This is a genomic window from Variovorax sp. V35 (assembly GCF_041154465.1).
In the GTDB taxonomy this organism is placed as follows: Bacteria; Pseudomonadota; Gammaproteobacteria; order Burkholderiales; family Burkholderiaceae_C; genus Variovorax; species Variovorax boronicumulans.
Map to the genome: position 1 here is coordinate 674567 of NZ_AP028666.1, position 21165 is coordinate 695731.

Sequence of the window (21165 nt, forward strand, 5' to 3'; positions counted from 1 at the left end):
TCCATGAGTGAAATCAGCCGCACCGCCCTCTTCGGCAAACTCAACTCGCTGGCCTACAAGGCCATCGAGGGCGCCACCGTCTTCTGCAAGATGCGCGGCAATCCGTACGTGGAGCTGGAGCACTGGTTCGCCCAGCTGCTGCAGGCGCAGGATTCCGACCTGCACCGCGTGATCCAGCACTACGGCCTCGACGTGTCGGTGATCGCCAAGGACATGACGGCCGCGCTCGACCGCCTGCCGCGCGGCGCCACCGCCATCAGCGATTTTTCGCCGCACATCGAGAACGCCATCGAGCGCGCCTGGACCTACGCCACGCTGCAGTTCGGCGAGGCGCAGGTGCGCACCGGCTACATCCTGGTGGGCATGCTCAAGACGCAGAGCCTGCGCAACCCGTTGTTCGGCTTGTCGAAGCAGTTCGAGAAGATCAAGGTCGAAGACCTGGCCGACAACTTCCCCAAGATTTGCGACGCCTCGCCCGAAGCGCAGATGCGTGCCCAGGACGGCACCGGCATGGGCAGCGGTGCACCCGGCGAAGACTCGGGCGCCATGGCGCCGGCCGCCATGGGCAAGGGCGATGCCCTCAAGAAATTTGCTGTCGACCTCACGGAGAAAGCCAAGAAGGGAGAGATGGATCCGGTGACCGGGCGGGACGAGGAAATCCGCCAGATCGTCGACATCCTCATGCGCCGCCGCCAGAACAACCCGCTGCTGACGGGTGAGGCGGGTGTGGGCAAGACCGCGGTGGTGGAAGGCTTCGCGCAGCGCCTGGCGCGCGGCGACGTGCCGCCGCAGCTGAAGGACGTGAAGCTGCTCACGCTCGACATCGGCCTCTTGCAGGCCGGCGCGAGCATGAAGGGCGAGTTCGAGCAGCGCCTGCGCCAGGTGATCGACGAGGTGCAAAGCTCGCCCACGCCGATCATTTTGTTCATCGACGAGATCCACACGCTGGTCGGCGCGGGCGGCGCGGCCGGCACCGGCGACGCGGCCAACCTGCTCAAGCCGGCGCTGGCGCGCGGCAACCTGCGCACCATCGGCGCCACTACCTGGGCCGAGTACAAGAAATACATCGAGAAAGACCCGGCGCTCACGCGGCGCTTCCAGGTCGTGCAGGTGCCCGAGCCCGACGAGACCAAGGCGATCTTGATGCTGCGCGGCGTGGCCAGCGTGCTCGAGAAGCACCACCGCGTGCAGCTGCTCGACGAGGCCATCGAGGCGGCCGTGAAGTTGAGCCACCGCTACATTCCCGCGCGCCAGCTGCCCGACAAGGCCGTGAGCCTGCTCGACACGGCCTGCGCGCGCGTGGCCGTGTCGCAGCACGCGACGCCGCCCGAAGTCGAAGACTGCATGCGCCGCATCGAAGGCCTCACGGTCGAGCAGGAGATCATCGGCCGCGAAGAAGCCATCGGCATCGACGTGACCAAGCGCGCTGCGCTCGTGGCCACGCTGCTGGCCGAATCGAAGGTGCAGCTCGAAGCGCTGAATGCGCGCTGGCAGGAAGAGAAAGGGCTGGTCGATCGCCTGCTCGAGTTGCGCAGCAAGCTGCGCGCGGGCAACAAGCCGGTCGATGAACCGGCAGCCGGTGAAGCGGCAGCAGAGGCCGGCCCCGACCGCGCCACGCTGCTGGCCGAGCTGCACGAACTGCAGACGAAGATCCACGCGGTGCAGGGCGAGTCGCCGCTCATCCTGCCCTCGGTCGACGAGCAGGCCGTGGCCTCGGTGGTCGCCGACTGGACCGGCATTCCCGTCGGCCGCATGGTCAAGAACGAAGTCGAAGCGGTGCTCAAGCTCGCCGACACGCTCAACCAGCGCGTCATCGGCCAGAAGCACGGCCTGGAGATGATCGCGCGCCGCATCCAGACCTCGCGGGCACGGCTGGACAACCCGCAGAAACCCATCGGCGTCTTCATGCTCTGCGGCACCTCGGGCGTCGGCAAGACCGAGACCGCGCTGGCGCTGGCCGAGGCGCTGTACGGCGGCGAGCAGAACATCATCACCATCAACATGAGCGAGTTCCAGGAGGCGCACACCGTCTCCACGCTCAAGGGCGCGCCCCCGGGCTACGTGGGCTACGGCGAGGGCGGCATCCTGACCGAGGCCGTGCGCCGCCGCCCCTACAGCGTGGTGCTGCTCGACGAAGTGGAAAAGGCCCACCCCGACGTGCACGAGATCTTCTTCCAGGTCTTCGACAAGGGCTGGATGGAAGACGGCGAGGGCCGCATGATCGATTTCAAGAACACGATCATCCTGCTGACCACCAACGCCGGCAGCGAGCTCGTGATGAGCATGTGCCGCGACCCCGAGCTGCTGCCCGATTCGAACGCGCTGGCCGACGCGCTGAAGGCGCCGCTCATGAAGGTGTTCCCGCCCGCGCTCTTGGGCCGCATCGTCACCATTCCCTACTACCCGCTGTCGCCCGAGATGATGAAGAAGATCGTGCGGCTGCAGCTGGGCCGCATCAAGAAGCGCGTGGAAACCAACCACGGCGTGCCCTTCGAGTACAGCGACGCGGTGGTCGACCAGGTGGTCGCGCGCTGCCAGGACCCGGAGTCGGGCGGGCGCGTGATCGACGCGATCCTCACCAACACCGTGCTGCCCACCATTTCGGTCGAGTACCTGCAACGCCTGGCCTCGGGCGGCGAGATCCGCCGCGTGGCGCTGGACGTGAAGGACGCCGACTTCACCTACGCGTTCGACTGACCGACCCCGCAGCGCGACGCCCCACTTCCGAGAGACCCAAGATGGCCGACCACGAGTTCCGCATCGAGAGCGATTCGCCCGCCAAGGACGACCTGATGTTCTGGCGCATCGTCGGGCACGAGGCGCTGGCGCGCCCGGCGGCCTACGAGCTCACCGTGTTGTCGAAGAACAAGGACCTCGCCGCCAAGGACATCCTGGGCCACGCCTTCGACGTCGTCATCGAGTTCAAGGACGCCGACGGCGGCGCGCACGAGCGGCATTGCCAGGGCCATGCGGTGCGCTTCGTGCGCGCGGGCCACATCGGGCGGCACTACGAGTACCGCATCGCGCTGCGCTCGTGGTTCTGGCTGCTCACCAAGCGCGCCAACTCGCGCATCCACCAGGAAAAGAAAGTGCTCGAGGTGCTCGACGCGGTGTTCGAGGACAGCCCGATCAAGCGCTTCAAGAAGACCAAGGCCACCAACGTCATCGGCACGCACAACCCGCGCCGCTACTGCGTGCAGCACCAGGAGAGCGACTACCAGTTCCTGTCGCGCCTGCTGGAGGACGAGGGCATCTACTACTGGTTCGACGCGCACGACGCGCCCGGCACCATGCACCTGTCGGACGCCAGCGACCTGGCGCACGACAAGCTGCCCGCGGCCGACACGCTGCGCCACATGGCGGTCCACGCGGCCGAGCCGCGCTTCAACGAGATTTCGCGCTGGGTCAGCGCGCGGCAGTTCGACACCGGCAAGCATTCGTCGCGCGACAGCGACTTCAAGGCCATCAAGAAAAAGCTGGGCGCCGACATCGACAGCTCCGACCAGCATGAGCTCGCCGAGTTCGAGATGTTCGAGTTCCCCGGCGGCTACTTCAGCGGTGACGACGCCGAGACGCGCGCCAAGCTGCGCGGCGACGAACTCAACGCGCGCCGCGACCGCCACTGGGCGCTCACGCCGTGGCCCGACGTGGCGGCCGGGCGCAGCTTCAAGTTCGAGGACGACCCCGATGGCACGCGCAACGGCGACTACGTGATCGCCGCTTGCACCTTCATCGCCAGCCACCGCGGCTACGAGGGCGTGAGCGCCAGCGCGCCGGCCCAGCCCGTGCAGCGCGCGCTGGCCGAGGTGCTGCGCGACGACGCCGTGAACGCCGACACCCTGCCGGTGCTGGAAGAGCTCATCGCCGCCACGCCCGCGCTGGCCGCCGCGCAGACCGGCAGCAGCCTGTTCCTGCTCACCGTGATGCCGGTCGACCGGCCGTTCCGCGCGCCGCGCCTCACGCCGCGCGTGACCATGCCCGGCCCGCAGACCGCGATCGTGGTCGGCCCCAAGGGCGACGAGCTGCACGTGGACGACCACGGCCGTGTGAAGGTGCACTTTCACTGGGACCGCTACGACGAGAGCAACGAGAAGTCGACCTGCTGGGTGCGCGTGTCGCAGCCCTGGGGCGGCAAGGGCTGGGGCGGCTACTTCGCACCGCGCATCGGCCAGGAGGTGATCGTCGACTTCCTCAACGGCGACCCCGACCGGCCGGTGATCGTGGGCCGCGTCTACAACGACGACCAGCCGATTCCGTACAAGTCCGCCACGCAAAGCGGCTTCAAGACCCGCTCCACGCCCGGCGGCGGTCCTGCGAACTACAACGAGATCATGTTCGAGGACAAGAAGGGCGAGGAGAACATCAACATCCACGCCGAGCTCGACATGAGCCGCAGCGTGGAGCGCGATGACTCCACCACCATCGACCGCGACCAGACCATCACCGTCAAGCGCGACCAGACCAGCCTGGTGGACCGCGACCGCAAGAGCACCGTGACGCGCAACGACACCAACATGGTGGTGGTGGACCAGAAGAACACGGTCAAGGGCAAGCAGAACAACCAGGTGGTGGGCAACCGCGAGACCTTCGTCGACAGCAACGACACGCTGGCCGTCACGGGCACCCACAAGACCGATGTGACCGGCGCGCGCACCGACATCTCGCGCGCGGGCGAAACCCGCAACGTGATCGGCAACCAGACCACCACCGTGAGCGGCAAGGTGACGTTCAAGGCCGCGACGATGAGCTTCGAGGCCGGCCACATCGACTGGCTGGTGACCGGCTCGAGTTCGAAGTACATCACGGTGCCTACCGGTCCGCTGGCACTGATGGCCAACAAGATCAAGCTGATGAGCAACACCGGTATCGAGATGATGGCGGTGGGCAACATCGACGCCACCTCGGTCGGCGCCAACACGACCATCCTGGGGCCGAACACCAGCGGCTACATCGGCACCAACAGCGAGGCCAACCTGGGCATGGCGCGCTCGACCTTCATGGGCATCAGCATCGAGAACGCGCTGGCGCTGGCGATGTCCAACTTCGTCGGGGTGTCGATCGAAAACTCGCTGGGCGTGAAGCTCGTCAACGGCGCGGCGCCCGAAATCAAGTCGTTCGCGATCGACCTGGACCAGGCCGGACTGCACGTCTTCAAGCCCGGCGTCGGCGCAGGCGGTGCCGACGCCGCGGTGGTCGCAGGGCTCCTGGCGGCCGTGGCCGGCGCCGCCAGTGCGGACGCCGACATTGCCGCCACGCTCAAGCAGTACGCCGACGCAGCCGTGGCGCTGGAGACGGCGGCCAAGGAGGCGCATGCGGCCGGGATGCACGGCCTGGAAGACCGGCTGCGCGCGCTCAAGGGCTCGGCGCTGGAGCGTCACGCGCAGGGCGTGAGGGGCTTTACCAGTTTCAGCGACGCCCTCGATGCGGGCCTGCACGAAACCGGCGAAGCGCTGTTCGGCGACGGCACGTCTGCGGAGAAGCTCGCCGCCGACCAGTCGCGCCTGGCCGACGGCTCGGCGGCACCGCCGCCCCCGCCGCCCGATGACATCGGCCCGATGGACCCGTGGCAACCCTCCTCGGGGCCCGCCACGGGCGGTGCAGACGGCGGTGGCGCAGGCGGAGGTGCGCCGGCCGGCGGTGGCGCGGGCGGTGCGGGCGGGGGGAGCGGCGCGCAAGGTGGCAGCGGTTCGGACAGCGCGGGCGGCGGTGCCGGCGGGGGCAGCGGAAGCGGCGCCGGTGGGGGTTCGGGCGGCTCGGAAGGCGCAGGCGGTGCAGGAGGCGCCGATGGCGGCAGTGCGGGCGGCAGCGGTTCCGGCGGCGGGGGCGGTGCGGGAGGTGCGGGCGGCAGCGCGGGCGGCGTTGACTCCGATGCCTCCGGCGTGCCGGACAGCGCGGGGGGCGGCAGTGGCGGTGCCGGTGGCGCAGGCGGTGGCACCGGTGGCGGGGAAGGCGCCGACGGCGGCACCATGCAGTCCCAATGGGGCGGCGGTTCGGGCGGCAGCGGTGGTGGGGCCGGTGGCGGCCCCGGCAGCGGCGGCGCGGGCGGAGCCGAAGGCGGCAGCGGCTCGAGCGGTGCCGGAGGTGGCGGTGGCGGTGGCGGTGGCGGCAGCGCAGGTGGCACGGGGGGCGCCGAAGGCGGCGATGGCTCGGGCGGCGCCGGCGGTGGCGGCGGAAGCGGTGGGGGCGCAGGCGGTGGCAGGGGCAGCGGCGCATGACGGACACAGCGCGGTCGCACGGCATGCAGGTCCTCAAACCCCAGGCGCTCGGCCTTTCCACGCGGCCGATCGAATTTCGCAAGCGCTTCGGATTGAGCATCAGCGCCTGCCTGCACCTGCCGTTCGCGCAGGGGGAGCGCGGCACGCTGTGGGCCGAGCAATCGATGTGGGCCTTCCTGTCGAAGGAGATGGCGCAGCCGTTCATCGACGAGGGCGTGGCCAAGCTCACGCCCGAGTTCCTCGTGCATGGCCAGGCCTTTGCACCGCCCGAGCGGCCCGACGCCTGCGCGGTGCGCGCGCGTTTCGCCGGCTGCGAAAAAACCCTGCTGGTCTTCGGCGAGCGCTACTGGGATGCGGGGCGCGCGAGCCCGCCGCAGCCCTTCGATTCGCTGCCGATCAGCTGGTCGCGCGCGTACGGCGGCGCGGACTTTCCCGGCAACCCCGCCGGCCGCGGTCGGCAGCCCGAGGGCGGCGGTGCGACCTGGCTGCCCAACGTCGAGCTGCCGGGCGAGCGCCTGCTGCGGCCCGGCCAGGCCGTCACGCCGGCCGGCTTCGGCCCGCTCGACCTGATGCATCCGCAGCGCGCGCAGTACCGCGGCACCTACGACGCCGACTATCTCAAGCAGCACGCGCCCGGGTTCGCCCCCGACACCGACTGGCGCTACTTCAACCTCGCGCCGGCCGACCAGTGGGTGGGCGGTGCGCTGGCCGGCGACGAGCCCTTCGCCTTCGAGAACATGCACCCGACCCGGCGCCTCATCGAAGGGCGGCTGCCCGGCATGCGCCCGCGCGTGTTCGTCGGCTATCGCATGGCACAGGGCGAGCCCAAGATCCGCGAGGTGCCGCTGCGGCTGACCACGGTCTGGTTCTTTCCGCATGCCGAGCGCTGCATCGCCATCTTCCAGGGGCTGGCCGAGGTCGGCACCGACGACGCGTCCGACATCGTGAGCCTCATGGGCGCCGTCGAGCGCAACGGCGAAGCCCGCCCCGACCAGCACTATCTCGACGCCGCAGCCCGGCGCGAAGACCCGCACATGGGCGCGATCTACGGGCTCGTCGAGTCCGACCTGCTGCCGCCGGGCGTGAGCACCGCCGACCCCGACGTCGAGGCCGCCCAGGCGCCGTTCGCGATGGCGGGGCTGCAGAGCGAGGCGCAGTACCGGCGCGCGCAGGTCGATGTGCGCATCGCGCGCCAGAAGGTGCGCGAGATGGGCAAGGACCCCGACGCGCTGGGCATCCGCATGCCGCCGCGCGAAAAGGTGCCCACGGGCGACGCGCTGCCGCCCTACCTCGAACAGAAGATGAAGGAAATGCAGGCCCAGCAGTGGGCGATGGTCGAAGACGCCGTCACCGCCCTGGAGCGTGCCTTCGCCCTCCCGCCCGAGAAGATCGACCGCAGCCAGCTGCAGCACCGCGGCCCGCCTGCCTACCGCGCCAAGACGCACCTGGCCGAGATGCAGCGCATGGCCGCGGCGGGCACGCGCCAGCTCGACTTCGCGCCCCTGCTGCCCAAGCTCTATCAGCTGGAAGACGTGCACCGCCGCGACTACCTCCAGGGCGCCCACCTGCAGCCGCCGGCCTACGCGATGCCCGCGGACGCGGCGCGCTCGCTGCGCGGCGAGATGGCGCGCGCGGTGCCCGCGGGCATGCGCTACTTCGCGGGGCTGGACTTCACCGGCGCCGACTTCTCCGGGCTCGACCTGCGCGACGTGAATTTCCAGGGCGCCTGGCTGGAGAGTGTCGACCTGCGTCGGGCGAACCTCTCGGGCGCCGACCTGTCGGGTGCGGTGCTGGCACATGCCAACCTCGAGGGCGCGATCGCCATCGGCACGAAGTTCGGCAAGGCCAACCTCGGCAAGGCCCGGCTCGCGGGCGGCGTGTTCGACGACGCGGACTTCGGCAACGCCACGCTCATGGGCTGCCACTTCGCCGGCACGCAGATGCGGCGTGCCGGCTTCATCGGCGCCAACCTGCTGGAGACCACCTGGGGCGAGGCCGACTGGCAGGGCGCCACGCTCGCGGGGCAGACCTTCTACCAGCTCGACCTGCGCGGCATGCGCCTGGCTGAGGCCGACCTGTCGGCCTGCAACTTTCTCAGCGCCGACCTGTCGGGCGTCGAGCTGCACGGTGCCAACCTGGCGCACGCCACTTTCGCCACCTGCAAGCTCGACGGCGCCAACTTCCAGCGCGCGCGCTGCGCCGGCGCCGTGACCGTCAAGGACTGCACCATGGGCGGCGTCGACATGAGCGGCGCCGACCTGCGCCAGTTCAACTTCGGCGCCTGCGACCTGCGCGGCGCCAAGCTGGTGCGTGCGGTGCTCGACGGCGCCAACCTCAGCGAGGTGTGCCTGGAAGACGCCGACCTGCGCCTGGCCAGCGCCAAGGGCGTGCTGATGCGCATGGCGGCCTGCCGCGGCGCGCTGCTGTCTGGGGTGAACTTCAGCGACGCCGTGATGCAGAAGGCCGACCTGCGCGGCGCCGACCTGCGGCGCAGCAACCTCTTTGCGGCCGACCTGAGCCGCGTGCGCCTGGACGGTTCGACGAATCTCGAAGGCGCGCTGCTGACACGCGCGCGCACCTGGCCCCGCCTCACCCCCGAACAGCAGGCCGCCGCATGACCCCGAAACTGCTCATGCTGGCCGTTCACCTCGGCGAAACGATCGAGAAGCGCGACCTGTCCGCCGGCCCCTACGCCGGGCTGTCGCTGGGCGGCGGCGTGTTCACGCTCGTGCGGCTGGCCCAGGCGGATCTGCGCGGCGCCGACCTGCGCGAGAGCGTCTTCGACCGCTGCGACCTGCGTGGCCTCATGGCCTCGGGGGCCAACCTGCGCCGCGCCGTGTTCAACCGCTGCCTGCTCGACCACGCCGACCTGCGCGAGGCCAACCTGCACGGCGCCGTGTTCACCGAGTGCGACATGCAGCACGCGCAGCTCGCGCAGGCCACGATGACCATGGCGACGCTGTCGAAGTGCCGGCTTGACCATGCCAACCTGCGCGGCGCGCCCCTGGGCTCGGCGGTATTCACGCAGTCGGTGCTGCTGGACGTGTGCGCCGACGACACGCAGTGGCCGTACACCACGGTCAACGAGTGCGACCTCTCGCACCTGAGCTGGACGGGCGCGCAGATGCAGCGCAACGTGTTCTTCAAGACCTCGCTCAAGGGCATGTCGTTCGCCGGCCTGTCGCTCGACGGGTGCCAGTTCTCGTCGACCGACCTGAGCGGCGCCGACTTCAGCGGCATCGTGCTGCAGCAGTGCAACTTCCAGGGCTCGACGCTCGACGGCGCGCGCTTCGTCAAGGCCGTGGCGCCGTCGACGATCTTCTGCGCAGCCTCCGGGCAGGGCGTGGATTTCTCCGGGGCGCGACTGCGGCAGGCGCTGTTCACCGGCGCCTCGCTGCCGGGCGCGCGCTTTGCCGGCTGCGACCTGTACCAGACCCACTTCGCGGGCGCCAGCCTGGCCGGCGCCGACTTCCGCGATGCCGAGCTGACCTACGCCGACTTCCGCCACGCCAACCTCGAGGCGGCCGAGATGCGCGGCGCCACGATGAAGCGCACCGTGCTGCACGGTGCGCGCACCGAGAACGCGCAGATGAGCGACCGCGCCAGCGCCATCGAGTCCGACCCCGACCTGGCCGCCGCCGAGCGCTGGCAGCCGCTGGCCGCATGAACGCACCGCAAGCAAAGGAACACCCCATGACCACCGCAACGACCCCCACCCGCGCCCCCAGCCGCCGCAGCCGCACCCTGGGCGCCAGGCCCCTCACCGGCGAATGGTGTGTCGGCGTGCTCGACAGCGGACCGGCCGGCGAGCCGGTCGTCGCCAGCGGCGGCCTGCGGCTGCGCGCTGCGCGTGCCGCCAGCTGCCTGCTCGAACCCGCTGCAGGCGACAGCGTGGCCTGCCTGCGCATCGCACCCGATGAGGTCTGGATCATGGCCGTGCTGCAGCGCGAGGAAGGCACCGCCAACGTCGTCAGCTGCCCGGGCGGCCTGCGCATCGCCGCGCCCGACGGCGCGCTCGAACTCGACGCCGCGCGCATCGGCCTGCGCGCGCAGGACTGCGAGGTGTCCGCGCAGCGGCTGCGCGTGGGCGTCGACACGGCTGACGTCGTGGGCCGGCAGCTCGGCGTGGCGGCCACCGGCCTGAAGCTCGTGGGCTCGCTCCTGTCCTCGGTGATGGACCGTGTCCAGCACTACAGCAAGAACTACCTGCGCACCACCGACGGCATCGACCGCGTGGCCGCCACGCACCTCGAGTGCGAGGCCACGCAGCTGCTGCGCCTGGAGGGCGAGCACACGCTGGTGAACGGCCGCGAGCTCATCAAGGCGCGCGGCGCGCAGATCCATTTCGGCTGAAGCCGGCACACGAAGGAGGCACGCGATGTTTGCCAACTGCCAGCTGATGGGCACCGACATGGGCTTTCCCGATGTCTGCATCACGCCCGCCGCGCCGTCGCCGATTCCGGTGCCGTACCCCAACATCGCGATGGGGCCGATGGCCATTCCCAACTGTCCGACGATCCTGGTGATGGGCGCGCCGGCGCACAACCTGGGCACCACCATCCCGATGACCAACGGCGACAACCCCGGCGTGCTGCTGGGCGTGGCCTCGGGCACCGTGATGGGGCCGAGTCGGCATCTCACGGGCGCCTTCACCGTGCTGTGGATGGGCATGCCGGCCACGCGGCTCACCAGCAACTCGCTGCAGAACAGCACCAACTGCCCGGGCGTGCGCGCGGTGCCGAGCCAGTCGCTCGTGCTGCTGCTGGCGCCGTGAGGCCGCGAAGGCGCGCATGCGGCATACCTCTTAAGGCGAGATTGCCAACCGGCCCCACGGAATGAATACTCCTTGCGAGATTGCACGGGCGCAGCCGCCATCGGGGGCCGATTCATGATCCATATCGCTGTCATCACCCGGCAAGGCATGCCGGCCGGACCGTCCATCGCCGCGGACTTCGGACCCGGCGGCGGCACCATCGGCCGCGCCGACACCAACGCGCTGGTGCTCGACGACCCCGACCGCACCGTCTCGCGCGTGCACGCGCAGGTGCTGTGCCGCGACGGGCAGTACTTCATCGTCGATCGCGGCAGCAACGCGATGCAATGCAATGGCGTGTCGCTGGGCGCGGGCAAGGAAGCGGCGCTGACCGACGGCGCACGGCTCGTCATCGGCAGCTTCGAACTCTCGGTGCGCGTGATGGCGGCTGCGGCGGCACCCCGCGCGCCGGTCATCCCCAACACCGTGATGTCGGCGCCGGCCGCCGCGCCCGCCGCCAGCAGCGACGATCCGTTCGCCGACCTGCTTGCGGGACTGGGGTCGCCGGCCGCTCCCGCGCCGGCGCCTGCTGCGGCCCGCGCCGCCGCCGCGCCCGCCGAGTCGCTGCTCTTTCCCGACCCCATGGCCAGTGGCTCGCGCAATGCGCAGGCCGACCAGGTCGACCCGTTCGCGAACCTGCTCGGCCCCACGCCCTCGGCCGCGCCCTCTGCCGGACTCGGCGCGCTCGACGATTTTTCCGACCTGGGCGCGCCGCCCGCGCACGGCAAGGCCGCGAGCATCGACGATCTGTTCGGCGGTTCGCCGGGCGCCGGCGGCATCGGCGGCGATCCGCTCGCGCTGTCGCCGCTGGCCGATCCGCTGCTGCAGCCCAACACCGCGTCGGACGCCGACCCGCTGGCTGCGTTGCAGCGCGCGGCGCCCGCCACGCCGGTGCCGCGTTCCGATCACCTGCCGATCGACCAGTTCGGCTTCGAGCCGCCGAAGGCCATCACGCCGCCACCGCCGCCGCCTCCTGCGCCTGCGCCCGCGCCCGCGCCCGTGGCCCCGCTTGCGAAGTTCGACGACGTGACCGGCCAGCCGATCCGCATCAGCGGGCCCGAGAACGCCGGCCGCGTCGCCGAGCCGCCGCCCCCTCCGCCACCGCCGCCGCCCGTGTACGTCGCGCCGCCGGCAGCCACCGCAGCAGCCTCGCCCCCGCGCGCCGCCTCCGACGACGAGCTGCTCGTCGCCTTCCTGCGCGGCCTGGCCAGCACGCACCAGCCGCCCGAGATGCTCACGCCCGGCCTCATGGAGCGCATCGGCGCGATGCTGCGTACGTCCACCGAAGGCACGCTGCAGCTGCTGCTCACGCGCCAGGAGTTCAAGCGCGAGGTGCGCGCCGAGGTCACGATGATCGCGTCGCAAGCCAACAACCCGCTGAAGTTCTCGCCCACGGTCGAGGTCGCGCTGGCGCACCTGCTGGGCCCCGGCGTGCGCGGCTTCATGCCGCCCGAGGCCGCGATGCGCGACGCCTTCGACGACCTGCGCGCGCACCAGTTCGGCGTGATGGTGGGCATGCGCGCGGCGCTGGCCCATGTCATCGGGCGCTTCGAGCCGGCCGAGCTCGAGAAGAAGATCAGCGCAAAGACCGCGCTCGACGCGCTCTTTGCCGCCAACCGCAAGGCCAAGCTCTGGGACCAGTTCGTGGCGCTGTACGGCGGCATCGCGAGCGAGGCCGAGGACGACTTCCACAGCCTCTTCGGCAAGGCCTTCCTCGCGGCCTACGAAGAGCAGATGGCGCGCCTGAAGTCCGACACCTGAAAAGACAACCAGAACAACCCCCAGCACTCGCGAGGCACCCCGCTTGGAAATCGAAATCGTCACGCTCTCCCGGCAGGGCGGGCGCACCTACAACGAGGACGTGCACGGCCACTGGCACGACGAGCGCTACGTCGCCTGCCTGGTGGCCGACGGCGCGGGTGGCCACGGCGGCGGCGACGTGGCGGCGGCCACGGTGCGCGCCAGCGTGCTCGGCGGCTTCTCGGGGGCGCCGTCGCTGGACGAGGCCGCGCTGCGCGCGCTGATCGAGCGCGCCAACCTGGACGTGGTGGCGCGCCAGGCCGAAGGCGGCAAGCTCGCCGGCATGCGCTCTACGGTGGTGTTCGCGGTGATCGACCTGGAGCGCGAGGTGCTGGCCTGGGTGCACAGCGGCGACAGCCGCGCCTACCTGTTCCGCGGCGGCGCCATCGTGGCGCGCACCACCGACCACAGCCTGGTGCAGCAGATGGTCGCGAGCGGCATGCTCGACGAGGAGGGCGCGCGCCTGCATCCGCAGCGCAACATGCTGCTGTCGGCGCTCGGTTCGATCGAGGAGGCGCCCGACATCGCGGTGTCCGACCGCATGCGCCTCTTGCCCGGCGACGTGCTGCTCTTGTGCAGCGACGGCGTGTGGGAGCCGCTGGGCGACGAGTGCCTGGTCGACACGCTGCACGCGTCGCGCACGCCCAGCCAGTGGACCGAGCTGCTCGACGCGCAGATCAAGGCCAACGCCAAGCCGGGCCACGACAACTACACGGCGCTCACGCTGTGGGTGATCGAGGACGCCGACGACGACATGACGCGGCTGCTGCCCGAGAACGTCGCGTCGACAGACCCCTGAGCGTGGCGCCATCCTTCAAGCAAAACGCCCATCCGATGGATGGGCGTTTTGCTTGGGGCCGCTGAGGCTGTTCAGCTGTACTTGCTGGCCTTCTTCTTGACTTTCTTCAGCGCGCTGCGCAGCAACGCGGGCATGTCTTCCCGGTTCGGCAGGTTGCTGTAGTTGTCGATGTTCTGCTCTTCGCAGCTGTTGGCGCAGCCGTTGTTCAGCAGGTCGAGCGCGTAGCGCGTCTTGCTGATCGTGCTGGACGCACCGGGCTCGCGGAACGGATCGAAGATGCCGTCCGGCAGGACCTTGCGCCCGCGTGCGATCGCCTGTTCCTGGAAGTGCGTGATGTGCTTCTGCGTGACCGGCCCGTAGTAGCCGTCCACCACGATCACCTCGGTCGCGCCGGGGGGCGGGTCGAAGTCGTGGTTGAAGCCGAGCAGCTCGTAGTAGAAGATCTTGAACAGGGCCTGCACCAGCATCACGTCTTCACGCGTGTTGGAGCCGATCCGTCCGACCGACCAATCGGAGTTGTAGGTCGTGTGCAGCTTGCCGCTGGTACCGATGAGTGTGGTGCTGAATGCCATGGCATTGCTCCGGTGAGGACACGGGCAGGGACCGGCCCCGGCACCGTGGGGTGCCAGGGGCGGACTGGGCTGACGAGTCCGTCGCCCGTCAGCGGGTTTCGGTGGTGGCCACGTTCCAGCCGAACTTCACCTCGCCGCCGCCGGCGCCCTTGTCGTCCTGGCCCTTGTAGGCGAACTCGATGTCCTTGAAGCTGCAGGACACCTGCTCGTGCACGTCGCCGCCCTGTGCGCCGCCGGGGCCCACGCTGGAGATGAAGACTTCCTTGAGCGTGACCTTCAGGTACTCCTGCTGGCCTTCGCCCGACTTGCGGCAGGTCATGACCATGTCCTTGAAGTGCTTGCCGCTCACGCAGTTCTTGGCGAGCACGGGCGATGCCTTGTCGTAGACGTGCGTGAAGTTGAATTCACCCGGCGTGGCCTTGCCCTTGCCCGAACCGCCGCCCGATCCCGCGCCCGATGCGTTGCTCACGTTCCAGGACCACGACGAAATCTCGATCTCGTCCTTGTGGTCCTTGTGAGAAGACTCGCCCTTGACGCCGTCGAGCTTGATGTGAAAGTCAGATGACATGTTCCTACTCCTTGGAACCCGATTGCATTCGGGCGGTTGATGATCGAAACGAAAAAAATGGCTGCCGGCGGTGGGAGAAAAGTTCCGATGCCCGGCAGCTACTCATAGAACGAAACGGAACCCGGAATTCAAGAAGAATCCGCAGATTTTTTTCAACCGGCCCCCTTGGCCGTCGGCAGCTTGGACACCAGCCGCAGCGAGACCGTGAGGCCTTCGAGCTGGTAGTGCGGGCGCAGGAAGAACTTGGACGTGTAGTAGCCCGGATTGCCCTCGACTTCCTCCACGATCACCTCGGCGGCGGCCAGCGGCTTCTGGGCCTTGGTGGTTTCCGACGAGTTGGCGGGGTCGCCGTCCACGTAGTTCATGATCCATTTGTTGAGCCAGCGCTGCATGTCCTCGCGCTCCTTGAAGCTGCCGACCTTGTCGCGCACGATGCACTTCAGGTAGTGCGCAAAGCGGTTGCAGGCAAAGAGGTAAGGCAGGCGCGCCGCCAGGTTGGCGTTGGCCGTGGCGTCGGGGTCGTCGTACTCGGCCGGCTTGTTCAGCGACTGGGCGCCGATGAAGGCCGCGAAGTCGGAGTTCTTGCGGTGGATCATCGACAGCAGGCCGGCCTTCGAGAGCTCGGCCTCGCGCCGGTCGCTGATGGCGATCTCGGTGGGGCACTTCTGGTCCACGCCGCCGTCGTCGCTGGGGAAGGTGTGCAGCGGCAGGTTTTCCACCGCGCCGCCCGACTCGATGCCGCGGATGCGCGAACCCCAGCCGTACAGCTTGTACGAGCGGTTGATGTTGGTCGCCATCGCATACGCGGCGTTGGCCCAGGCGTACTTGCTGTGGTCGGCGCCGGCGGTGTCTTCCTCGAAGTCGAACTCTTCCACCGGGTTGGTGTTGGCGCCGTAGGGCGTGCGCGCCAGAAAGCGCGGCATGCACATGCCCAGGTACTTGGAGTCGTCCGACTCGCGCAGCGAGCGCCAGCCGGCGTACTCGGGCGTGGAGAAGATCTTGGTCAGGTCGCGCGGGTTGGCCAGCTCCTGCCACGACTCCATCTGCATGAGGTTGGGGCTCGCGCCGGTGATGAAGGGCGCGTGCGCCGAGGCGGCGATCTTGGCCATCTCGCCGAGCATCTCGACGTCGGGCGGGCTCTGGTCGAAGTGGTAGTCGCCCACCAGCGCGCCGAAGGGCTCGCCGCCGAACTGGCCGTACTCTTCCTCGTAGATCTTCTTGAACATCGGGCTCTGGTCCCAGGCCGCGCCCTTGAACTTCTTGAGGTTCTTGGCCAGCTCCTGCTTGGAGATGTCCATCACCCGGATCTTCAGGTTCTCGTCGGTCTCGGTGTTGTTCACCATGTAGTGCAGGCCGCGCCACGCACTCTCAAGCTTCTGGTAGTCGGGGTGGTGGATGATCTTGTTCACCTGGTCGGTGAGCTTGGCGTCGATCGCGGCGATCATGGCCTGGATCGACTTGGTCACGTCCTTGCCGATGACGGTGCTGTTGCTCAGCGCCTGCTGCGCCAGCGTGAGCACGGCGGCTTCGACGGCGCTCTTGGCTTCGTCGCTGCGCGGCTTGAATTCTTTCTGCAGCAGCGACGAAAAGTCGCTTCCCGCGTACGCAACGTCTTTCAGTGCGCTCTGCTCGAGTGCGTCGGCCATGATGGTTTCTCCTCGTGTACCGGTGTGTGTCTGTCAGGAATCGGGGGCGGTCTCAGGCGGCGGCTTCGCCGTCCCCGGGCTTCTTGCTGGCGGCCAGCGTCTGCAGCAGGGCGGGGTCTTCGAGCACCTTGGCCAGCAGGTCTTCGGCGCCGCCCTTGCCGTCCATGTAGGTCACGAGGTTCGACAGCTGCGTGCGCGCTTCGAGCAGCTTGTTCAGCGCGCCCACCTTGCGGGCCACGGCGGCGGGCGAGAAGTCGTCCATGCTGTCGAAGGTGAGCTCGACCTTGAGGTCGCCCTCGCCGGTGAGCGAGTTCTCCACCGCGAAGGCGGCGCGCGGCTTCATGGCCTTCATGCGGGCGTCGAAGTTGTCGACGTCGAACTCGAGGAACTTGCGGTCGACCACGGGCGCGAGCGGGTCGGCGGGCTTGCCCGACAGGTCGGCCAGCACGCCCATCACGAAGGGCAGCTGGATCTTTTTCTCGGCGCCGTAGAGCTCCACGTCGTATTCGATCTGGACCCGGGGCGCGCGGTTGCGTGCGATGAATTTCTGACTGCTCTTGGCCATGGCGATGCTCCTTGCGGGAATGAAAGGGGACGGGTGGAAACGGCGGCGGTCATTCGGACTGGCGTTTGCCCGTCACGGTCTCGATGGTGTCCATCGCGTTGGGCGCGAGGTTGGCCATGATGTCCAGGAAGCTCACGCCGATGAGCTTCTTGGCGCGTTCGATCAGGAGCGGCGCGGGGTTGCCGGGCTCGGCCTGTTCGAGGTAGCGGATGACGCGGTCGAGCATCTGCACCGCGTCCTGGCGGTTCTGGATCTCGCCGCGCGGCGCGGCCGGACGGGCTGCGTTGCCGGAGGGGGCGTCGCTGTCGGCGGTTGCACCCTCGTCGGCAGATGCTTCCGGCGCGCCGGCGGCCGCCGTGCAGGCCTTGGCGACCGCGCGCGACACGGTGCGCAGCGTGCCCAGGTCCACCGCATCGGTGCGTCCGGTGCGCTCGCCCAGCAGCTTCTGCAGGCGGTCGAGCTGTGCAGGCAGGCCGATGGCGGCCTGCAGCTGTTCGGGGTGCGCCGCGTGCAGGGCCTCGAGCCCTCCATGCACCTGCGCGGGCGAATACGAAGCTTCGCCGCCGACGGCGTTGAGCACGCCGTGCGCAATGGCGATGTCGCGCACGCGGATCGGGCCCACGCCCGGCGCGTTGCCCACCGCGGCGTCGTACAGGTCGCGCGGCACCATGCTGTCGTCGCTCAGCGGCGCGAGCGCGTTCAGGCGCATGGTGGGGTCGTTGTCGTCGTCCGCATCCAGCTTTGGATGTATGCCGTCCCAGAAGGTGTCGAGCAGCGAGGTGAGCAATTGCAGGCCCGCCGTGAAGCCGGCCACGCCCTGCAGGCGCGTCGCGGCGCGCAGCAGCAGCACGGCGGCGCGCACGTCCTTGCTGCGGCGCAGCTGCGCATCGGCGCGTTCGGCCACGTCGCGCCAGTCGGGTTCGACGGCGGGGATCACGGTGTCGCCGAACTGCTGTTCGGCCTTGCCTTGCGCCGCCGTCGTGAGGGCCATGAAGTCCGCGTCGTACTCCAGGTCGTCCCCGCAAGGCGAGGCCTCGCCGATGGGCGTGAGCAGTGCGTCGACGAGTTGGGGAGTCAGCATGTTGCCTGTTCGAGTTCGCTGGTGATAATCAAAGATGCGTCAGGACCGGTCAATGCAACGAAGGGAATAGCATGCGCACGCTGGGTACACACCATTCGTCCTATGAGGGCCTCCTTGCTGTCGCATCGCGACGCCGTATCGCAGCCCTTGGCCTTGCTGCAGCGGGTCTTCTGATGGCGGGCTGCGCGAGCAAACCGATGGTCACGCCGGTGTCGATCACGCTCACGGCCGGCGCCGATGCCAACCCCGATGCGCGGGGGCGCGCCTCGCCGCTCACGGTGCGCGTCTATGCGCTCAAGACGCCGGGGCCCTTCGAAGGCGCCGACTTCTTCTCGCTGTTCGAGAAAGACCAGGCCACGCTCGGCGCCGAACTGGTGCAGCGCGAAGAAATGCTGCTGCGCCCCGGCGAGAGCAAAAAGCTCGACCTCACCCTGCCGGCCGATGCCAAGGCCATCGGCGTGATGGCCGCGTTCCGCGACCTCGACCGCGCGCGCTGGCGCGAGGTGCGTGCGGTCGTGCCGGGCCAGGCGCAGGTGCTCAACGTGACCTTCGGCGCGCGCCAGATCCGCGTCGACGCTGCCGCCAAGTAACGCCAGCTGCACGGCGGCCTCAGCGCAGTTCCGCCGGCACCGTGGGCGCGAAGCGTCCCGGCCGCACCAGCGGCTGGTCCGCCGGCAGGAAGCGGCCGAACAGGTCGCTCACGAACGCGGCGCCCGTGCCGTTCTCCGACGCCGTCGCCGTGAGGTACAGCCCGCGCCAGCGCGGCGCGCGCACCCCTTTGCCGTGCCCCTCGAACAGCCCCTGCGCCACCTGCCGCAAGGCCGGCTGCAAGGTGCGCACGCTTTCCACGAAGCCATGCAGCGCGAGCCGCCCCGCGGGACCCGGCTGCTCGCGCAGCAGGGCCATGCGCAGGCCGTGCAGCTGCGCCACGAGCGGATCGAACAGCGCATCGAGCCGGTCGGCGGCGCGCGCCGCGTGCGCCGCGAACGGGTGCTCCACGCGGTGGCCGAGCGCCTGCGCGAGCACCTCGGGCGGCAGCGCGGCGCGCAGCGTGGCGTAACCCTTCAGGCCCTCGAGGCCCGTCACGACGAGGTAGACCGGCAGCTGCAGGCGCAGCGTGTCGCTGGCCTCGTCGAGCAGGCGGCGCATGTTCGCGGTGGCGCGCTTGCGCAGCGCCGGATCGCCGTACAGCAGGTCGCCGGCCGCCACGCACACCACCACGCCGTGCAGCGGCAGGCGTTCGCGCCGCTCGGCAAGCGCCAGCAGCGACTGCAGCCAGAGCCCGCGTGCGGGCGCCGTGCCGGCCTGGTCGCCGATGGCGTCGGGATGCAGCTCGATGGCCGTCAGCGCGCCGGTGGTCCACCAGCGCCACCAGGGGGTGCCGGGTGCCTCGTTCGCGGGCGGCGCCACGCATTCGGCGCGGGCGGCCGAGAGCAGCCCCGGCAGCCCGGTGGCCGGGCCGCCGATGAAGAGGAACCACGGCGCCGTCGCGCGCGTGCGCGGCGCCTGCCGCAGCGAGGTGCGCGCCTGGGCCATGGCCTCCTTCAGCGCGTCGACGGCGGCGTGGTCGGCGGGCGCACCGAGGGCGTCGACGCGCCGCAGCAGGCCGCGTCGCCGCGCGCCGCGGCCTGCGTCGCGCACGGCGGCGTACAGCAGCGCCAGGCCAGCGAGGCAGACCGCGAGCAGCGGCCAGAAGAGGTGCACGGGTGACAGCGTGTCGAACATGGTGGGGAAGGGCGAGGTCAGCGCGCCACGGTTTCGAGGGAGATGAAGTCGGCGATCAGCCGTTCGCTGTTCCTGCTGGCCGCCAGCGCCTCGCGCAGGCGCAGCAGGTAGGCCGAGGCCATCTCGTACGGCGGGCGGTCGGAGGTTTCGCTGAACGGCATCGGCGCCGACAGCACGGTGATCAGCACGTTGCCGAAGGGCGGGCTCACGAGCCAGCTCGAGGGGATGTCGGACCCGAGTTCCAGCGACTCGCCCGCGCGCAGCCGCGTCGGGGCCGGCCCGGTGTTCAGGTGCATCACGGAGCCATCGGCGGTGTAGTAGTCGACCCAGATGTAGCTCTCGTGGCGCGGCGCCACCACCTGCACGCGCACCGCGTCGCCCTCGCGCAGCCGGCCGTCGCGCGCGGACGGCGCGCTCACGCTCAGCCCGTGGTTCTTCTGGCGGTTGCGCGCCTGCGAGGGCTTGAGGATGGCGAACACCTCGCAGTGCGGCCACACGCGCAGCCCGATGTCGAACTGCGGCGCGCGCACGCCGGGAATGGCCGCGACGTCCTCCGCCACCTTGAGCAGGTCGTCGCGCTGCGAGACGAAGCCGGTCACGCGCGGGCGGCCGTCGGGGTCGATCGAGGCCTCGAGGTCGGCGCAGGCGTAGCTGGCGAGCTGCCGGTCGATGCGCTGCGTGAGCGCCGTGCCGGCGGCCGGCGGCCCCGCCAGCCAGTGCCACAAAAGGAAGAGCGCGGGCACGAGCACGGCCAGCGCGGTGCCGGTGCGCAGCACGGTGCGGTCGCGCCGGCGCATGTCGGCCGGGCCGCGCGGGTCGGGTACGCCGTAGGGCTGGGGCGTGATGTGGTCCTGCGCGAGGCTGCCGAGTTCGAGCGGCGGCGGTTGCAGCTGCCGGCCGTGCAGGTCCTTCAGCTTGCCGAGCTCGCCCTCGTCGCCCGACTCGAAGTAGTACTGGCCCTTGAAGCCGTGCGCCAGCGCGTGCCAGTAGACCTCGCGCACCGCGTGGTCCTGCGCGCCGAGCGCCGAGAGGTGGTGAAAGAACTCGCTGTGCGCGTTGTTGGAGTTGAACAGCTGCACCTGCAGCGGCGCGGCGCCGTCCACGGCGTCGGGGTGGCGCGCCAGGATCTCGTCGAGCCACGCGACCATGGCAAAGGCGGCCGATTCGATCTGCGTGGCGGTGGCGCCCGCCACGTCGGCGTCGGCGCGTGCGATGTCCAGCAGGCGCAGGGCCTCGCGCTGGGCGTCGCCGTGGGTGAGGGTGGGGCGGCCGGCCGCGATCGACGCGTCCAGGCCGAGACCGAAGGCAATGAAGGGCGAGAAGCAGTCGAGCAGGCGGGCCATGAGGGATGCCCGCTTCTCAAGCGTGCATTGCGAAGCAT

The 21165-nt window shown here is 69.9% G+C and carries 16 protein-coding genes; 9 read left to right on the top strand and 7 right to left on the bottom strand.

The features are described from left to right. Positions 1–3 precede the first annotated feature (3 nt). The 8 genes from tssH to ACAM42_RS03090 all read left to right on the top strand — a co-directional run bounded on the left by tssH (position 4) and on the right by ACAM42_RS03090 (position 13627). The gene (tssH, locus tag ACAM42_RS03055) at positions 4–2697 is read left to right on the top strand and encodes a type VI secretion system ATPase TssH (RefSeq protein ID WP_369631074.1); all 2694 of its coding nucleotides are present in this window, start codon (positions 4–6) and stop codon (positions 2695–2697) included. Between the two features lie 41 nt (positions 2698–2738). Further along, complete coding sequence (locus tag ACAM42_RS03060; protein ID WP_369631075.1) at positions 2739–6215, top strand: type VI secretion system Vgr family protein; 3477 nt, start codon at positions 2739–2741, stop codon at positions 6213–6215. Continuing rightward, a complete protein-coding gene (locus tag ACAM42_RS03065) occupies positions 6212–8833 on the top strand; it encodes a DUF2169 domain-containing protein (protein ID WP_369631076.1) in 2622 nt (873 codons plus the stop codon). Before ACAM42_RS03060 ends, ACAM42_RS03065 begins: the two co-directional genes overlap by 4 nt. After that, positions 8830–9882, top strand: coding sequence for a pentapeptide repeat-containing protein (locus tag ACAM42_RS03070; protein WP_369631077.1), 1053 nt, complete (start codon positions 8830–8832; stop codon positions 9880–9882). Before ACAM42_RS03065 ends, ACAM42_RS03070 begins: the two co-directional genes overlap by 4 nt. Before the next feature lie 26 nt (positions 9883–9908). Beyond that, entirely contained in the window at positions 9909–10568 is a 660-nt protein-coding gene (locus tag ACAM42_RS03075; protein WP_369631078.1) for a DUF3540 domain-containing protein, read from the top strand. Between the two features lie 25 nt (positions 10569–10593). After that, positions 10594–10989, top strand: coding sequence for a DUF4150 domain-containing protein (locus ACAM42_RS03080; RefSeq protein ID WP_369631079.1), 396 nt, complete (start codon positions 10594–10596; stop codon positions 10987–10989). 114 nt (positions 10990–11103) lie between these two features. Beyond that, entirely contained in the window at positions 11104–12789 is a 1686-nt protein-coding gene (gene tagH / locus ACAM42_RS03085; protein WP_369631080.1) for a type VI secretion system-associated FHA domain protein TagH, read from the top strand. A 43-nt stretch (positions 12790–12832) separates the two neighbouring features. After that, complete coding sequence (locus ACAM42_RS03090; protein WP_369631081.1) at positions 12833–13627, top strand: PP2C family serine/threonine-protein phosphatase; 795 nt, start codon at positions 12833–12835, stop codon at positions 13625–13627. A 71-nt stretch (positions 13628–13698) separates the two neighbouring features. On the opposite strand, the gene ACAM42_RS03095 is transcribed toward ACAM42_RS03090, so the two are convergent. The 5 genes from ACAM42_RS03095 to tssA all read right to left on the bottom strand — a co-directional run bounded on the left by ACAM42_RS03095 (position 13699) and on the right by tssA (position 18059). Further along, a complete protein-coding gene (locus tag ACAM42_RS03095) occupies positions 13699–14199 on the bottom strand; it encodes a peptidoglycan-binding protein (RefSeq protein ID WP_062482201.1) in 501 nt (166 codons plus the stop codon). 88 nt (positions 14200–14287) lie between these two features. Then, positions 14288–14767: a type VI secretion system tube protein Hcp gene (locus ACAM42_RS03100; protein ID WP_070063886.1), complete on the bottom strand. Its 480-nt coding sequence runs from the start codon at positions 14765–14767 to the stop codon at positions 14288–14290. 152 nt (positions 14768–14919) lie between these two features. After that, positions 14920–16413 (bottom strand): type VI secretion system contractile sheath large subunit, encoded by a 1494-nt coding sequence (tssC, locus tag ACAM42_RS03105; RefSeq protein WP_062482199.1) that lies wholly within the window; start codon positions 16411–16413, stop codon positions 14920–14922. A 52-nt stretch (positions 16414–16465) separates the two neighbouring features. Continuing rightward, complete coding sequence (tssB, locus tag ACAM42_RS03110) at positions 16466–16978, bottom strand: type VI secretion system contractile sheath small subunit (RefSeq protein ID WP_062482197.1); 513 nt, start codon at positions 16976–16978, stop codon at positions 16466–16468. Between the two features lie 49 nt (positions 16979–17027). Beyond that, entirely contained in the window at positions 17028–18059 is a 1032-nt protein-coding gene (tssA, locus tag ACAM42_RS03115; RefSeq protein WP_369631082.1) for a type VI secretion system protein TssA, read from the bottom strand. Between the two features lie 197 nt (positions 18060–18256). Between tssA and tssJ the strand changes: the two genes are divergently transcribed. Further along, complete coding sequence (gene tssJ / locus ACAM42_RS03120) at positions 18257–18649, top strand: type VI secretion system lipoprotein TssJ (protein ID WP_369631083.1); 393 nt, start codon at positions 18257–18259, stop codon at positions 18647–18649. A 19-nt stretch (positions 18650–18668) separates the two neighbouring features. Here tssJ and ACAM42_RS03125 read toward each other — a convergent pair whose 3' ends face one another. Then, positions 18669–19784 (bottom strand): type VI secretion system protein, encoded by a 1116-nt coding sequence (locus ACAM42_RS03125; RefSeq protein ID WP_139701552.1) that lies wholly within the window; start codon positions 19782–19784, stop codon positions 18669–18671. Positions 19785–19801: 17 nt separating this feature from the next. Next, positions 19802–21127, bottom strand: a complete 1326-nt coding sequence (locus tag ACAM42_RS03130) for a DotU family type IV/VI secretion system protein (protein WP_369631084.1) — start codon at positions 21125–21127, stop codon at positions 19802–19804. Positions 21128–21165: the final 38 nt, after the last annotated feature.

What these genes read in the sequence shown, in the direction of transcription:
- ACAM42_RS03070 (WP_369631077.1), top strand. Translation starts at nt 8,830, where the DNA reads ATGACCCCGAAACTGCTCATGCTGGCCGTTCACCTCGGCGAAACGATC.
- ACAM42_RS03065 (WP_369631076.1), top strand. Translation starts at nt 6,212, where the DNA reads ATGACGGACACAGCGCGGTCGCACGGCATGCAGGTCCTCAAACCCCAG.
- tssB (WP_062482197.1), bottom strand. Translation starts at nt 16,978, where the DNA reads ATGGCCAAGAGCAGTCAGAAATTCATCGCACGCAACCGCGCGCCCCGG.
- ACAM42_RS03095 (WP_062482201.1), bottom strand. Translation starts at nt 14,199, where the DNA reads ATGGCATTCAGCACCACACTCATCGGTACCAGCGGCAAGCTGCACACG.
- ACAM42_RS03060 (WP_369631075.1), top strand. Translation starts at nt 2,739, where the DNA reads ATGGCCGACCACGAGTTCCGCATCGAGAGCGATTCGCCCGCCAAGGAC.
- ACAM42_RS03075 (WP_369631078.1), top strand. Translation starts at nt 9,909, where the DNA reads ATGACCACCGCAACGACCCCCACCCGCGCCCCCAGCCGCCGCAGCCGC.
- ACAM42_RS03080 (WP_369631079.1), top strand. Translation starts at nt 10,594, where the DNA reads ATGTTTGCCAACTGCCAGCTGATGGGCACCGACATGGGCTTTCCCGAT.
- tssC (WP_062482199.1), bottom strand. Translation starts at nt 16,413, where the DNA reads ATGGCCGACGCACTCGAGCAGAGCGCACTGAAAGACGTTGCGTACGCG.
- tssJ (WP_369631083.1), top strand. Translation starts at nt 18,257, where the DNA reads ATGGTCACGCCGGTGTCGATCACGCTCACGGCCGGCGCCGATGCCAAC.
- tagH (WP_369631080.1), top strand. Translation starts at nt 11,104, where the DNA reads ATGATCCATATCGCTGTCATCACCCGGCAAGGCATGCCGGCCGGACCG.
- tssA (WP_369631082.1), bottom strand. Translation starts at nt 18,059, where the DNA reads ATGCTGACTCCCCAACTCGTCGACGCACTGCTCACGCCCATCGGCGAG.
- tssH (WP_369631074.1), top strand. Translation starts at nt 4, where the DNA reads ATGAGTGAAATCAGCCGCACCGCCCTCTTCGGCAAACTCAACTCGCTG.
- ACAM42_RS03125 (WP_139701552.1), bottom strand. Translation starts at nt 19,784, where the DNA reads ATGTTCGACACGCTGTCACCCGTGCACCTCTTCTGGCCGCTGCTCGCG.
- ACAM42_RS03130 (WP_369631084.1), bottom strand. Translation starts at nt 21,127, where the DNA reads ATGGCCCGCCTGCTCGACTGCTTCTCGCCCTTCATTGCCTTCGGTCTC.
- ACAM42_RS03100 (WP_070063886.1), bottom strand. Translation starts at nt 14,767, where the DNA reads ATGTCATCTGACTTTCACATCAAGCTCGACGGCGTCAAGGGCGAGTCT.